This window comes from Agrobacterium sp. SUL3, from assembly GCF_001263295.1.
GTDB lineage: Bacteria > Pseudomonadota > Alphaproteobacteria > Rhizobiales > Rhizobiaceae > Agrobacterium > Agrobacterium tomkonis.
The window spans coordinates 211,923-227,444 of record NZ_KQ414505.1; the positions used below are offsets into that span (position 1 = coordinate 211,923).

Consider the following 15,522-nt stretch of genomic DNA (forward strand, 5'->3'; position numbering starts at 1 on the left):
TTGGGGAGCGGCACCTTATAAGCCGCTCATCCTGAAGGAACGGCCGGTCACATGACTGTCACGTTTCCCCTGTGGCGGGGTAGCTCAGGTGGTTAGAGCAGCGGAATCATAATCCGCGTGTCGGGGGTTCAAGTCCCTCTCCCGCTACCATTTTCATCCAAAGTACAAAATTAAATGAGCGCCTTGTGCGCCTGTTTTTTGCCGTCTGCCCAAGGCCGGAAAGTGCCTCAGCAGCGTACTGGCCCATAGTGGTTGCCAAAAAAAGGGAAACCCGCCTGCTGCCAAAATGCAGCCAGCGGGTCTCGACCTCTACCCCCTCCCACAAGGGCGGCTGCACAAAAGCACATCGAATGAATTATGGCAAGATCATGGCGACCATATTGTTGCCGTGGACGGCTCCGTTCGCCAATTTAGTGGCGGATGGCAGAGCGTGACCAGCTCCGTATGCCGCTGGTAAGGCGCTTGATAGGAGACGATGTTCTCGGAGCAGCGCATTTCTGTACGATTCGAATAGGTGTTCTCAGCCGTGCGTGGTTGATAATGGTTTCTGTGCCGTGGAGGCTGGTCGTGGCCATACGGGATCATGTCTGCGGCGAAGGAGGCGGCCGGCATCGTCACGGCAGCGAGTGCTGCAATCAAAAGAGTTTTCGAGATTGCGGACATGGGTGTTCCCCCGGTGTTGATCAAACACAGGAGAACGCCCTGTATACGGGCGGTGTTCCAGACGGGCGGATTTATTTCTCGGCGACAGTTGCCCTTAAAAAAATGCCCGCTCATGGCGGGCAATTCAGAGGGGAACTGAGGTTAGGAGCCTCGCATCTGAAACGGCCATTTCCGGGGGAAGTTCCATTCGTCCGATAATTTCACCGCTGTTCTGACGGGGCGAAGAAGATGGCGAACTCTTGATCCCGAACCGCATAACCCTGCATAACTCGCTGGTCTGAAGTTCAGTATTCCGTGAAGATTCGGCTTTTTTGGAAAATTTGGAGCGGGCGAAGGGATTTGAACCCTCGACCCCAACCTTGGCAAGGTTGTGCTCTACCCCTGAGCTACACCCGCTCAAATCCACCGGTCCGGGGTAGTCGCTGAACCGTGGGTCACCATGTTGCGGCGACGGGCGCTATATCGCTCAATCGATTTTGGAATGCAACAGGGAAATGACAAAAACGCGAAAATTTCTTTGAAAAATGCGACAAGCGACGGAAATGATTGGCGGTTTTTCATATCTGCGGTTTTTCCTGCGTTGCCAAGCGCCGGTTGCCACCTTAATCAGGAGTGCAACGGTATCGAAATCGGCAGGGGCGGCGGCGGAATATGGCGGAGAATTCTCCCAGGACGGCAATGGAGCTTTTCCAGTTTCTGGATGGGCTCGGCATTTCTCATACCACGAAACAGCACGAACCGGTGTTTACCGTTGCTGAGTCCCAGTCGCTGCGCGATCTCATTCCCGGAGGCCACACGAAAAACCTTTTCGTGAAGGACAAAAAGGATCAATATTTTGTTCTGACTGTCGAAGAGAATGCGATCGTCGATCTCAAAAGCGTTCACAAGACGATAGGTGCTGCAAGCCGCGTGTCCTTTGGCAGGCCGGAAAAAATGCTCGAATATCTGGGCGTCGTACCGGGATCGGTGACAGTATTCGGGGCGATCAACGACACTGGCAGGCAGGTCACCTTTGTGCTCGACAGTGATCTTCTGGAAAACGAACTGGTCAATGGCCATCCGCTTTCCAACGACCAGACGACGACGATCGCGTCGAAGGATCTCATTCGCTTTCTTGAGGCGACCGGACATGCGCCGCTTGTCTTGAAAGTCAGTGAGTGAGATACGATCTTTGCTTCAACTGAGACATGCGACAGAAATTGCGGGAGACCGGCATGAGCGACACGAATAATCCTTACGGCGGTTCCTATGGTGGGCAGATGTCTGCAAGCGCGCATCACAACGGCGAGCTGAATGGTGCGGCCTCCGGTCACATCAAGGACACAACGACAGCTGCTTTCTCCAAGGATGTTCTTGAGGAATCGCGCCGCCAGCCGGTTCTGGTGGATTTCTGGGCGCCCTGGTGCGGCCCGTGCAAGCAGCTGACGCCGGTGCTCGAAAAGGTCATCAACGAAGCGAATGGCCGTGTGAAGCTTGTGAAGCTGAACATTGACGATCACCCTTCGATTCCGGGCCAGCTCGGCATCCAGTCCATTCCCGCCATCGTCGCTTTTGCCGATGGTCGGCCGGTGGACGGCTTCATGGGCGCGGTACCGGAAAGCCAGATCAAGCAGTTCATCGACAAGATCGCCGGCCCGGATGCGGGTGATCCGAAAGCCGAAATCGAGGCGGCTCTGACCGAGGCGAAACAGCTTCTGACGGATGGCGATTTTAACGGTGCGGCACAGCTGTTCGGTGCCGTCATGCAGGCCGATCCGGAAAACCCCGCGGCGATTGCCGGTATCGCTGAATGCATGATCGCTGCCGGTCAGTATGAGCGGGCCAGCGAACTGCTCTCCTCCCTGCCTGCGGAGCTCAACGAAGATGCGGGCATTCAGCTCGTTTTGAAAAAGATCGCGCAATATGAGGAAGCCCGAAAAATCGGCGATCCGGTGGCGCTGGAAAGCGATCTGGCGCTCAATCCCGATCATCACGAGGCACGGGTGAAGCTCGCCAAGGTGCTGAACGCTCAAGGGCGGCGCGATGAGGCGGCAGACCATCTGCTTTATGTCATGCGCAAGGACCGGACCTTTGATGATGACGGCGCGCGCCGGCAGCTTCTGGAGTTTTTCGAAGCCTGGGGCTTCAAGGACCCGGCAACCGTCGCTGGCCGCCGGAAGCTTTCGGCAATATTGTTTTCGTAGTGCGGGCATATCCCGGCCGCGGCGGTTGATTCCGCCGGCCGGGCAGCGGTGAACAGGGGGCTTGATCCCATGCATGTCGGAAATGCGAGATATGTGAAGAACGACGATCTGCCGGAAACCGTACCGGTGTTTCCCTTGCCGGGTGCCCTGCTGCTACCGGAAGGCCATCTTCCGCTCAATATTTTCGAGCCGAGATATCTCGCCATGATCGACATGGCCCTGGCTGGCCACCGTGTCATCGGCATGGTGCAGCCGGCCCTGCATGTCATTGAGGCGGGGATTGAAGGCGGGCCTTTGAGTGCGGTCGGATGTCTTGGCCGCATCACTTCCTTTTCCGAAACCGGGGATGGCCGTTACGTCATCTCTCTCACCGGTGTCTGCCGTTTCCGCTTGTTGGAAGAGGTGGAGGCCGACAAGCCTTATCGCAGCTTCCGTCATGCGCCCTTCATTGCCGATCTTTCCGGCGAATATAACGAGGAGGCGGTGGATCGTGAAAACCTGCTCAGGGTATTCCGCGCGTTTCTGGATGCAAACCAGCTGGAGGCTGATTGGGAAAGCGTGGAAAGGGCGGGCAATCGTGTCCTCGTCAATTCCCTCTCCATGATGTCTCCCTTCGGTCCGGCCGAAAAACAGGCGCTGCTTGAAGCACCCGACCTGAAGACACGGGCCGAAACATTGATCGCCATCACCGAGATCGTTCTTGCCCAAGGGTCGGGCGAGGGCGGCACCGTGCTGCAATAGGATTGTCGCCATGGACGACAGGATGAGCAATGTCGATCCGAAGCTCCTGGAGCTGCTGGTCTGCCCTTTGACCAAGGGACGCCTTTCTTATGATCGGACCCACAACGAGCTGATCTCCGAAAGCGCAAGGCTCGCTTACCCGATCCGCGACGGCGTACCGATCATGCTGATTTCCGAGGCGCGTAAAATAGAAGACTAGTCTTCCCCCGTCTGCTGGCCTTCACGCATCCTCATGTTGTGAATTGACGAAGATGCGTTGACAACCATGCGTGGATTTGACCAGAGTCCCGCCCGACATGTCTGTTGCGGGGAGAATACTGATGTCGTTGCGCGCGCTCGTCCGGATTTCGTTGGTTGCGGTCTCTACCACCCTGATTTTTCTCCCGGCTACGGCGGCCGAACCTTCGCGGAAAGTGGTAACCACGCAAAACGGCGATTATTTCGGCTTCGATCTTCGAACGGAGCAGAATGTCTCGCTGGAACAATGCGGCGAGATTTGCGTCGGCGACGCTGCCTGCAAGGCTTTCACCTACAATCCCAAGGTGAAATGGTGCTTCCTCAAATCGGATTTCAACCAGCTGAACGCCTTCCCGGGCGCAGTCGCCGGCAAGATCGTGGAAGTGGCTGCGGAAGCCGATATCGGCGCGCCGCAGCGCCTTTCCTTCGTGACGGACAGCCTGCAGCAGGAAGCCCGCCGGCTGAAATCAGGCCTCGCTGCCAATGACGGTGACGAACAGGGCGTGGAAGCCCTTGTGCAGACGGCGCGGCAGCAGGTCGCTGCGGGCAATATTCCCGATGCGGTCACGACCTATAAACAGGCTCTTGCTATCACGCCTGATGACGGCGCGCTCTGGGCGGAATTGTCGGAAAAGGCGGCGCAGGTCACCGATAATTATTCGATTGCCGGGCAGGCGGCGTCTGCCGCCATCAACGCCTATCAGCTGAGCCGCACGGTCAGCGCCCGTACCGAGGCCCTGAACCGGCTGGCGAAGGCTTTCGAAAGAACCCAGAATTATCGCGCAGCACTCAACGCCTATAAGGAGAGCCTTGCGCTCACCGACAATGCACAGACAAAGGCGGCCTATGCCGACCTGCGCACGCGCCAGGGTTTCCGCGTCATCAACAATACCGTGGATACGGATAGCGTCAGCCCGCGCGCCTGCGTGCAGTTTTCCGAACCGCTGGTAAAGAACGGTGTCGATTATTCCTCCTTCATCACGCTCGATGGGGCAGCCCCCAAGGCCATCGAAGCGAAGGGCAGCGAGATCTGCGTGGAAGGCCTGAGCCATGGCCAGCGTTACAAGATTGCGCTGCGCGCTGGCCTGCCGTCCTCGGTGGAAGAGCCTCTGGAAAAGCAGGTCAATCTCGATATTTACGTGCGTGACCGCGCCGCGACCGTGCGCTTCACGGGCGAGAATTTCGTGCTGCCGGGGACTGCGCGCCGCGGCATCCCGATCGTCTCTGTTAATGCCGACAAGGCTGATCTGAAGCTCTATCGCGTCGGTGATCGCAACATCACCTCGCTTCTTTCCAATTCGCAGTTTCTGACGCAGATGGACGGTTACAATGCCGACCGTATCGAAAACGAAATCGGCGAACTCGTCTGGCAGGGCGCGATCGATATCCAGCCGGATCTCAACAAGGATGTGGTGACGAGTTTCCCGGTGGATGAAGCTTTGCCGGAACGTAAGCCCGGCATCTATGTGCTGACCGCCGTGCCGCCGGGCACTGCACCGGAAACCTGGGATTCGCGCGCCACGCAATGGTTCCTGGTGTCGGATACCGGCATCACCACCTATGCCGGAACCGATGGTCTGAATGTCTTTGTCCGTGCACTTGGCAGCGCGAAGCCGCTGGCAGATGTGGATTTGCAGCTGCTCGCCAAGAATAACGAGGTGCTGGGCACTGCGAAGACGGATGCGGATGGCCGCGCGGTGTTCTCGGCTGGCCTGATGCGCGGCACAGCAGCGCAGGCGCCCGCAATCTTGACGGCACGGAACGGCGACAAGGACTACGTGTTCCTCGACATGACCCGTGCCGGCTTCGATCTTTCGGATCGCGGCGTGACGGGACGTGCAGCACCCGGCGCGATTGATGTGTTCAGTTGGACCGAACGCGGCATCCACCGCGCCGGCGAGACCGTGCATGCCGCAGCGCTTGCTCGCGACGTCGATGGCAAGGCAATCGAGGATCTGCCGCTTACCTTCATCTTCTCGCGCCCTGACGGTGTCGAGGACCGGCGCTTCGTCAGCGATGGCAAGGCGCTGGGCGGCCATGCGGTCGATCTGCCGTTGCAGGCAAATGCGATGCGCGGCACCTGGACAGTGCGCATCCATACCGATCCGAAAATGCCTGCGATCAGCGAAAAGAGCTTTTTGGTCGATGATTTCGTGCCTGACCGTACCGAGTTTGACCTCTCGAGCAAGGCAAAGCAGATTGACCCTGGCGCGGAAACGGCAATCGATGTAGACGGCCGTTATCTCTATGGCGCGCCCGCTGCCGGCCTGACGCTGGAAGGTGAGGTTGCCATCAAGCCAACGCGCATCAGCGCTGATTTCGAAGGTTATTTCTTCGGTCTGGCGGATGAGGAAAGCGAAGAGGAGAACCGCACGGCGCTTGCCGATCTGCCGGTGCTGGACGAAGAGGGCAAGGCGAGCTTCAATGTTGATCTCACCGATCTGCCCTCCACCACGCAGCTTCTTTCCGCCAACATCACCGTGCGCATGCAAGAGGCGGGTGGACGTGCCGTGGAGCGTTCGCTGACGCTGCCTATCAAGGCGGAAGCTTCTGTTATCGGCATCAAGCCGCAATTTTCCGGCGATCTCGCCCAGAATTCCGTCGGCCGTTTCCATATCATCGGCGTTGGTGCCGATGGCGTAAAACAGGCGATGAGCGGCCTCAACTGGAAGCTCATCAAGGTTGAGCGGAACTATCAATGGTATCGTCAGGGCAATTCCTGGCGTTACGAGCCGGTGGAATATACCAAGCAGCAAGAGGCCGGCACCTTGTCCGTCGATGCCAATGGCAGCGAGATTTCCGTGCCGGTCACCTGGGGCCGCTACCGGCTGGAAGTGGAGGGTGCCGGCAATGGCGCACCTGTTTCCAGCGTTGAATTCGATGCCGGTTTCTACGTTGAGGCAAGCTCGACCGAAACGCCGGATGCGCTGGAAATCGCGCTGGACAAGCAGAGCTACAAGATCGGCGACACGGCCAAACTCAGGGTTTCCTCGCGTTTTGCCGGTGAGCTGATGATCACGTCCGGCTCTGAAAAGCTGATTTCCGTTCAGAATGCCGAGATCGGCGCGGATGGCGGCGAGATCGACATTCCGGTAACGGAAGAATGGGGTGCGGGCGCTTACGTCACCGCCACGCTGTTCCGGCCCGGCGATGCGCAGGAAAGCCGCATGCCGATGCGGGCCATCGGCATCAAGTGGCTTGCTGTCGACCCGGCCGAGCGCAAGCTTGCCGTGACCCTCGGTGCGCCGCAGAAGACGCTGCCGCGCCAGCCGCTTGAAATTCCGATCACGGTTGCGGGCGCTGGTGTCGGCGAAAAGGCCTATGCGATTGTTGCGGCGGTGGATGTCGGCATTCTGAACCTCACGCGTTACGAGCCGCCGAAGCCGGATGAATGGTATTTCGGCCAGCGCCGGCTGGGGCTGGAAATCCGCGACCTCTATGGCCGCCTGATCGACGGTTCGCTGGGTGCCACCGGCCGGCTGCGCACCGGTGGTGATGGCGCAGGGGCAGCCCTTCAAGGCAGCCCGCCCACCGAAAAGCTGGTGGCGTTCTTTGCCGGTCCGGTCGAGCTTGACGGCGACGGCAAGGCGACTGTCAGTTTCGATATTCCCCAGTTCAACGGCACGGCCCGCATCATGGCGGTGGCCTGGACGAAGACGGGTGTCGGCCATGCGGTCTCCGATGCGGTCATCCGCGATCCGGTCGTGGTGACCGCCAGCGCACCGAAATTCCTCGCTCCCGGCGATGTCTCGCAATTGCGGCTCGATATCGCCAATACCGATGGCGAGGCCGGCGATTACCGGCTGGATGTGACCAGCAACACGGCCTTGACGGTCGATCAGGGCGAGATGTCGCAGACATTGGCGCTTCAAAAGGGTGGAAAGTCGTCGCTGACTGTCCCCCTGACCGGCGAACAGCCCGGCAATGGCGCAATCACCATCAAGGTCTCCAATGCCGCCGGTATCTCGCTGGAGCAGGTTCTGAACGTTCCGGTGCGCCCGGCCGTTCTGCCGGTGACGACGCGGCGCGAAATCAAGATTGCGCCGAACAGCAGCCTGACAATCAACGGCGATCTTCTGGCCGACAGCATGCTGCTCGGCTCTTCGGTCGCCGTCAACGTCACGCGCTCGCCCGCCTTCGATATTCCGGCGCTGGTGATGATGCTGGATAAATATCCTTACGGCTGCGCCGAGCAGACGACGAGCCGCGCTTTGCCGCTGCTTTATCTCTCGGAAATGACGAAGGATACCGGCCTCACCGAAGATCCGGATACCCGCAAGCGGGTGCAGGAGGCGATCTACCGCGTGCTGTCCTTCCAGTCGAGTTCCGGCAGTTTCGGCCTCTGGTCGCCGGGTTATGGCGATCTGTGGCTCGATGCCTATATCAGCGACTTCCTGACCCGCGCCCGCGAGCAGAATTACGACGTTCCCGAAGCGGCCATGGTGCAGGCGCTGAACAATGTGCAGAACGGCCTGTCCTATGACAGCAACGTCAAGGATCGCGGTAACGAGATCGCCTATTCGCTTTATGTGCTGGCGCGCAACCGCAAGGCGGCGATCAACGATCTGCGTTATTACGCGGATACGGCACTTGCTGATTTCCCAACCCCGCTCGCCAAGGCGCAGGTTGCCGCCGCCCTTTCGCTTTATGGCGATCAGGCCCGTTCCAAGGCCGTGTTCGGCGCTTCGCTCGATATGGCAAGTCGCGCCACCAATGTCAGCTTCGCGCGGGCAGATTACGGCTCTGCGCTGCGGGATGGTGCTGCGACGCTAGCGCTTGCGGCCGAAAGTCGCCCGGTTCCGGCCGTCGTGCCGCAGCTTGCCGGTGCCGTGGCGAAGGAATGGGAAAAGAAGCCCTATACCAGCACCCAGGAACAGGCTTGGATGCTGCTGGCCGCCCGCGCTGTCAAAGGCGAGGACAAGGATATCCGTCTCGATGTGAACGGTGATTTGCAGACCGGCGGTTTCGGCAAGCGGATGACCGGCGATGAATTGCTGGCAGTTCCCCTGAAGATCGCCAATGCCTCGGCCGATCCTGTCACGGCTGTTGTCACCACGGTGGCGCCGCCGGCGCAGCCGCTTGCCGCCGGTGGCGAGGGCTTCACCATCACCCGCACCTATTATTCCATGGATGGTGAGGAGGTGAACCCGAGCGAGGTCACGCAAAACGAGCGTTATGTGGTGGTGCTGAACGTCGTGCCGCAGAATAACTGGCAATCACGCATTCTGGTGACGGATCTGTTGCCCTCCGGCTTCGAAATCGACAATCCGAGCCTCGTCAATTCGGCAGCACTTTCGAATTTCGACTGGTTGCCGGAAACGGAAGCGGCCCATACCGAATTCCGCTATGACCGTTTCGTGGCGGCCCTCGACCGCTCGGCCGGCGACAGTTCGGAAATTGCGCTTGCCTATGTCGTTCGTGCCGTTACCCCGGGCACCTATGATCACCCGGCAGCCTCGGTGGAAGATATGTACCGGCCGCAATTTGCCGCCCGCACGGCAACCGGCCGCATGGAGGTGCGCTCGGCAACCCCATGAGGCGACGCAAGGCGATCATTGTCGGCATCGTGACGGCCGCGTTGCTTATGGGCGGCGCGGCCTTCGGTCTTGATGCGCTGGACAAAGCCTATCCGCCGCCGCTGGATGCTGCGCGGCAACGATCCTTCGAGGTGCTGGATCGTGACGGCAAGTTGTTGCGCGCCTTTGCGACACCCGACGGCCGCTGGCGGCTGAAAACCACCGCCGCAGAGGTTGATCCGCAGTTCCTGCGCATGCTTGTCGCTTATGAGGATCAACGTTTCTATGATCACCACGGGGTCGATCCATGGGCGCTTTTGCGCTCCGCCTGGCAACTGGCCAGCAACGGCCGGATCGTCTCCGGCGCTTCGACTCTTTCCATGCAGGTGGCGCGGCTGATCGAGCCGCGCGCCGACCGCTCATTCTCGGCAAAATTGCTGCAGGCCATGCGTGCGCTCCAGATCGAAAGGAGACTCAGCAAGGCTGACATCCTCGATCTCTATCTGAATATCGCGCCCTATGGCGGCAACCTCGAAGGTGTCAGGGCCGCAAGCCTCGCCTGGTTCGGCAAGGAGCCGGGCCGGCTCGATACCGCGGAGGCGGCGCTTCTGGTGGCGCTGCCGCAACTGCCGGAGAAACGTCGTCCGGATCGTTTTCCGGAGGCGGCGAAGCAGGCGCGCGAGCGGGTGCTGCAACGGCTTGCCGTGGAACGCGTGGTGGGCGAGGGGGAGGCGGAACGGTCGGCACTTGCGGACGTGCCTTCCAACCGGCGCGACCTGCCGGCCTATGCGCCGCATATGGCCGTTGCCGCACGGGTGAAGTTCCCAAATGCTGCCGAGGCGTACTCGACGCTCAAATTGCCGATCCAGCGGGAACTGGAAGGTGTTGCCCGCCATGCTGCGGAGAAGCTTGGCGATAAGGTCTCCGTCGCCATCGTCATGGCCGACGCCCAGACCGGTGATATTCTCGCGGAGGTCGGCTCGGCGGATTATCTCGATACGGCAAGGCGTGGTTTCGTGGAGATGAGCCGCGCCGTGCGTTCGCCAGGCTCCACCCTCAAGCCGTTCATTTACGGTCTTGCCTTCGAAGACGGTCTTGTCGGGCAGGAAACCATCATCGAGGATCGCCCGGCCGACTTTTCCGGTTATCGCCCTCGCAATTTCGATATGCATTATCAGGGCGATGTCAGTATCCGGCAGGCGCTGCAATTGTCGCTCAACGTGCCTGCCGTCAAACTGCTCGATGCCGTCAGCCCATCGGCGCTGATGGTGCGGTTCCGGCGAGCGGGCGTCCGGCTGGTACTTCCGTCAAACGAGGCGCCCGGACTTGCCATTGCGCTTGGCGGTGCGGGTATTTCGCTTGTTGATCTGGTGCAGCTTTATGCCGGGCTTGCCGGCAGCGGTGACCCCGTGCGGTTGGGTGACGGCGTCCGCTCAGTCCCTGAGCGCCTTGTCGGCGACCGGCTGTTTTCCGATGCCGCAATCTGGAATGTTTCGGACATTCTCTCTGGCGTGCTGCCGCCGCTCGGCATGAAACAGCGCGGCATCGCCTACAAGACAGGCACGAGTTACGGCTACCGCGATGCCTGGTCAGTGGGTTATGACGGGCGGCATGTGATCGGCGTCTGGGTCGGCCGGGCCGATAATGGCGCGGTGCCGGGTATTGCCGGTTACGCGACGGCGGCCCCGATCCTGTTTGAGGCCTTCGCAAAATCCGGTGTGGCGATCACGCCGATGCCTGTTGCGCCCTCCGGCGTTGCGCGCGTTACCGTTGCCGACCTTCCCGCCAATCAGCGGCGTTTCACCCTGACCGCAAGCGGCCTGCTTTCGGCCTCGAGACGCGAAAGCGCCCCGCGCATCGTTTATCCGCCGGAAGGAGCAAGGGTTGAGCTTTCCGGCCAGTCGGGCATTTCACCGCTGGTGCTGAAGCTGCAAGGCGGGCGTGCTCCCTTCCGCTGGCTCGCGAATGGCATGCCTCTGCCCGACGCTTCCCATCGCCGCAACAGCGAATGGCGACCCGAGGGGCAAGGGTTTTCCACCCTCACGGTGATCGATGCCGATGGGCGTGCTTCGAGCGTACGCGTTTTCGTCGAATGAGTTTTGCGGCCAGACCGTGCCGCTTTCATCTGCTCTTCCTCAAAAGCAATAGGGAGCATTTCCAGGAGAAGTGGCTCCCGGTTTTCCGTTCGGAAATGCGACAACGCTCTAGTCGCACGGTGCGGTCCGCGAAACCGTGGCATCCGAGTTTGATGGGTCCAGGTCGACGAGTGAGATTTTGGAAATTTTATTGCCGTATATAAATTCTGCAATTTTTGTTGCGAATCTTGTTTCATCCCGCTATGTTGAAACTGCGCCCGGAAAACACCCGGTCGCATGGGAGAGACGGGCGTAGCACTAAAGCTGCGCGCAAACAGTGCTGCCGTTTCGACTGATCGACAGGACATGACTTCGCTTGAGGCGGATTTTGCTGCTGCATCCGTCAACGGCGAAGCCATGCCTGGAGACAGCCGGGAGGCGCTGGTTTGGGTGATCGCACACATTCGTCACGTGCGGGGAAAAGAGGAGGAGAAAATCTCGTGATCAAAAAAATCGCAATCACAACTGCATTCTGCGCCCTGATGGCCAGCGCTGCCCATGCTGAGAAGATCGGCGTGGCAATGTCGCTTTTCGACGACAATTATCTCACCGTATTACGTCACAACATTCAGCGCCATGCCAAGGATCTCGGCGTCGAAGTCCAGATGGAAGATGCGCAGGGCGATATCGCCCGTCAGCAGTCGCAGATCGAAAACTTCGTGGCGGCCGGTGTTGATGGCATCATCACAATGCTGGTGGATGCGGATTCCGGCAGGGCGATGTCGAAGATCGCCGATCAGGCGGGTATCCCGCTTGTCTTCGTGAACATGCTTCCGGCCAATATGGAGAAATTCCCGGAAAAGCAGGCATGGGTTGGTTCCAATGAGGAGCAGGCTGGCGAATTGCAGGCGACAGAGGTTTGCAAGCTTGCGAGCGGCAAGGGCGATGCGGTCATTCTGATGGGCCAGCTTGGCACCACCGGTCAGCGCGGCCGCACCGCTGCGGCCGAACGTGTCCTTAAAAGCGATGCCTGCAAGGACATCAAGGTGCTGGACGCGCAGACCGCGAACTGGATGCGCACCCCGGCCATGGACCTGATGACGAACTGGATTACATCGGGCATGAAGCCGACAATCGTGCTTGGGAACAATGACGAGATGGCGCTCGGCGCGATCCAGGCGCTGAAATCATCCGGCGTCGGCATGAAGGATGTCGTCGTCGCCGGTGTTGACGCAACGCAGGATGCTCTGGCGGCCATGGAAGCGGGCGACCTTGACGTTACGGTCTATCAGTCCGCCAAGGGTCAGGGCGAAGGATCGCTCGATACCGTGCTGAAAATCGCACGTGGTGAAAAATTCGAGCACAAGGTCGATGTACCCTTCGAACTCGTCACCCCTGCCAATGTCGCTCAATACAAGTCCAGCAACTGATTTGTGGCCGGCGACCGGGCATTGCCTCGGTCGCCGGCACAGCAAATCACGGCCCGGCCGCTGGCCGGATAAAGGACGGGTGAGACATGATTTCCACAACCACCTTAGAGGCGATCGAACGCTTCAAGCAGGCCGCAGGCCCATACCTTCTCGAAATCGAGGGGGTGCGCAAGGAATTTCCGGGTGTCGTCGCGCTGGATGATGTGCAGTTTCGCCTGCGCCCCGGTTCCGTGCACGCGCTGATGGGCGAAAACGGCGCCGGCAAGTCGACGCTGATGAAAATTATCGCCGGCATTTACAGCCCCGATGCCGGCACCGTCAGGCTCCGGGGAGAAGACGTCCGTCTGAAAAGTCCCCGCGATGCGCTGGAGCGCGGCATCGCCATGATCCATCAGGAACTGGCGCTGATGGACTGGATGACCGTGGCGGAGAACATCTGGATCCGCCGCGAACCGAAAAACCGTCTCGGCCTCATAGACCATGCGAAAATGCTGGCGGAGACGCAGGCGTTGTTTAACCAGCTGAAGATCAATATCGATCCGGCGGCGGAGGTCAGCACGCTGACGGTGGCGCAGCGGCAGATGGTCGAAATCGCCAAGGCCGTCAGCTACCAGTCCAGCGTGCTCATCATGGATGAGCCGACATCCGCCCTGACAGAATCGGAGGTCGCGCATCTCTTCGATATCATCCGCGACCTGCGGTCACGCAATATCGGCATCGTCTACATCACCCACAAGATGAACGAGCTGTTCGAGATCGCCGACGAGTTTTCGGTGTTCCGCGACGGACGATATGTCGGAACCCATGCGAGCACCGATGTCACGCGCGACGACATCATCAGAATGATGGTCGGCCGTGAGATCACCAACATGTTTCCCAAGCAGGAAGCCTCGATCGGTGACGTCGTCCTTGAGGTTCGGGATCTCGGTTTGGCCGGGGTTTTCCACGGTATTTCCTTCGATCTGCATCGCGGCGAAATCCTCGGCGTGGCGGGGCTGGTGGGCTCCGGCCGCTCCAACGTTGCGGAGGCGATTTTTGGGGTGGTGCCGGCGAGTGAAGGGACCATCCGCATCGACGGTGCCCCGGTCACGATCCATTCGCCGGCGGATGCGATGCGCAGGGGCATGGCGCTGCTGACGGAAGACCGCAAGGCAACCGGTTGTTTTCTGCCGCTTTCGATTCTTGAAAACATGCAGATTGCGGCCCTTCAGAATGGCCACGCGACCATGGGTTATGTCGATGAGCGCGGGCTGACGGTGCTGTGCGAAGACATGAAGAAGGCGCTGCGCATCAAGACGCCCGATCTCGACGAGCGGATCGAAAACCTGTCCGGCGGCAACCAGCAGAAGGTGCTGATCGCCCGCTGGCTTCTGACGAAGCCGGCAATCCTCATTCTCGATGAACCGACGCGCGGCATTGATGTCGGCGCCAAGGCAGAAATCCATCGCCTGATTTCCAGTCTGGCGAAGGAAGGTGTCGCCGTCATCATGATCTCGTCGGAACTGCCGGAGGTTCTCGGCATGTCGGACCGGATTGTCGTGATGCATGAGGGGCATATGACCGGGATTCTCGATCGCGCCGAAGCGGACCAAGTCAAAATCATGGAACTGGCGGCCCGCTGAGGCTGTGACGGCGGCAATGCCGGGGAGGAAAAATCATGGATAGCGTACAGACCGAACCGGTCGAACGGAAAAGGCGCAAGCTGCCGCAGGAACTGAATATTCTGACCGTGCTGATCGGCGTCGCACTTGTGTTTGAGTTGCTCGGGTGGTTCGTGCAGGGGCAAAGCTTTCTCGGCAGCCCGCAGCGCCTGACGATCATGATCCTGCAGGTCTCCGTCGTCGGCATCATTGCCGTCGGTGTTACCCAGGTCATCATCACCGGCGGCATCGACCTCAGTTCGGGCTCGGTGGTGGCGATGACCGCCATGATCGCCATGAGTTTTGCGCAAAGCAGCGATTTTGCCAGGGCCATCTATCCCGCACTGACCGATATGCCCGTGGTGGTGCCGCTGGCCGTCGGCCTGGGCCTCGGCCTCATTGCCGGCATCGTCAACGGTATGCTCATAGCGGTGACGGGAATACCGCCCTTCATCGCCACGCTTGGCATGATGGTCACCGCACGCGGCATCGCCAAATGGTATACGAAGGGTCAGCCGATCTCCTTCCCGACCGAGAGCTTTGCCTCGATCGGCTCGGGCGCATGGCCTGTCGTCATCTTCCTGCTCGTCGCCGTCACCTTCCATATTGCCCTGCGCTATACGCGTTATGGCAAGTTCACCTATGCGATCGGCGCGAACATGCAGGCGGCCCGGGTGTCCGGCATCAATGTTCAGCTGCATCTGGTCAAGGTCTATGCCATTGCCGGCCTGCTCGCGGGCCTCGCCGGCATCGTCACCGCCGCCCGCGCGGAGACGGCGCAGGCCGGCATGGGCATGATGTACGAGCTTGACGCCATAGCCGCGGCGGTTATCGGCGGCACGTCGCTCTCCGGCGGGCGGGGACGCATTTTCGGCACGGTTATCGGCACCGTGATCCTGGGGTTGATGATGTCGGGCTTCACATTCCTGCGCGTGGATGCTTACTATCAGGAGATCGTCAAGGGACTGATCATCGTCAGCGCGGTCGTTGCTGATGTCTACCGTCAAAAAGCCCGGCTCCGGAAGGGCTGATATCCA

Annotated in this window: 10 protein-coding genes and 2 tRNA genes; 11 read left to right on the forward strand and 1 reads right to left on the reverse strand. The window is 59.9% G+C overall.

Features of this window, described 5'->3' with window-relative positions; genetic code table 11:
- The first annotated feature begins 73 nt into the window (after positions 1-73).
- A tRNA-Met gene (locus AKG12_RS15400) sits at positions 74-150 on the forward strand.
- A gap of 834 nt (positions 151-984) precedes the next feature.
- Here the strand turns inward: AKG12_RS15400 and AKG12_RS15410 are convergent.
- Positions 985-1,059 (reverse strand) — tRNA-Gly (locus AKG12_RS15410).
- A 255-nt stretch (positions 1,060-1,314) separates the two neighbouring features.
- On the opposite strand from AKG12_RS15410, the gene AKG12_RS15420 reads away from it, so the two are divergent.
- From AKG12_RS15420 to AKG12_RS15465, 10 genes are all read left to right on the forward strand, one after another.
- Positions 1,315-1,824 (forward strand): prolyl-tRNA synthetase associated domain-containing protein, encoded by a 510-nt coding sequence (locus AKG12_RS15420; protein WP_082178871.1) that lies wholly within the window; start codon positions 1,315-1,317, stop codon positions 1,822-1,824.
- Positions 1,825-1,877: 53 nt separating this feature from the next.
- On the forward strand, positions 1,878-2,846 hold the full coding sequence (gene trxA / locus AKG12_RS15425; RefSeq protein WP_046799884.1) for a thioredoxin: 969 nt from the start codon (positions 1,878-1,880) through the stop codon (positions 2,844-2,846).
- A gap of 69 nt (positions 2,847-2,915) precedes the next feature.
- On the forward strand, positions 2,916-3,587 hold the full coding sequence (locus AKG12_RS15430; RefSeq protein WP_052819468.1) for an LON peptidase substrate-binding domain-containing protein: 672 nt from the start codon (positions 2,916-2,918) through the stop codon (positions 3,585-3,587).
- Between the two features lie 10 nt (positions 3,588-3,597).
- A complete protein-coding gene (locus tag AKG12_RS15435; RefSeq protein WP_006310303.1) occupies positions 3,598-3,786 on the forward strand; it encodes a Trm112 family protein in 189 nt (62 codons plus the stop codon).
- 121 nt (positions 3,787-3,907) lie between these two features.
- Positions 3,908-9,361 carry an alpha-2-macroglobulin family protein gene (locus AKG12_RS15440; protein WP_052819469.1) on the forward strand — a complete coding sequence of 1,818 codons (5,454 nt, stop codon included), beginning with the start codon at positions 3,908-3,910 and terminating at the stop codon, positions 9,359-9,361.
- Positions 9,358-11,436, forward strand: a complete 2,079-nt coding sequence (pbpC, locus tag AKG12_RS15445) for a penicillin-binding protein 1C (RefSeq protein WP_052819470.1) — start codon at positions 9,358-9,360, stop codon at positions 11,434-11,436. Before AKG12_RS15440 ends, pbpC begins: the two co-directional genes overlap by 4 nt.
- Positions 11,437-11,781: 345 nt before the next feature.
- The gene (locus AKG12_RS15450; RefSeq protein ID WP_156316060.1) at positions 11,782-11,919 is read left to right on the forward strand and encodes a hypothetical protein; all 138 of its coding nucleotides are present in this window, start codon (positions 11,782-11,784) and stop codon (positions 11,917-11,919) included.
- Positions 11,919-12,845, forward strand: a complete 927-nt coding sequence (locus AKG12_RS15455; RefSeq protein WP_052819687.1) for a substrate-binding domain-containing protein — start codon at positions 11,919-11,921, stop codon at positions 12,843-12,845. The genes AKG12_RS15450 and AKG12_RS15455 overlap by 1 nt, the downstream gene beginning before the upstream one ends.
- A gap of 86 nt (positions 12,846-12,931) precedes the next feature.
- The gene (locus AKG12_RS15460) at positions 12,932-14,467 is read left to right on the forward strand and encodes a sugar ABC transporter ATP-binding protein (protein WP_046799879.1); all 1,536 of its coding nucleotides are present in this window, start codon (positions 12,932-12,934) and stop codon (positions 14,465-14,467) included.
- A 35-nt stretch (positions 14,468-14,502) separates the two neighbouring features.
- Positions 14,503-15,516, forward strand: a complete 1,014-nt coding sequence (locus AKG12_RS15465; RefSeq protein ID WP_046799878.1) for an ABC transporter permease — start codon at positions 14,503-14,505, stop codon at positions 15,514-15,516.
- Positions 15,517-15,522: the final 6 nt, after the last annotated feature.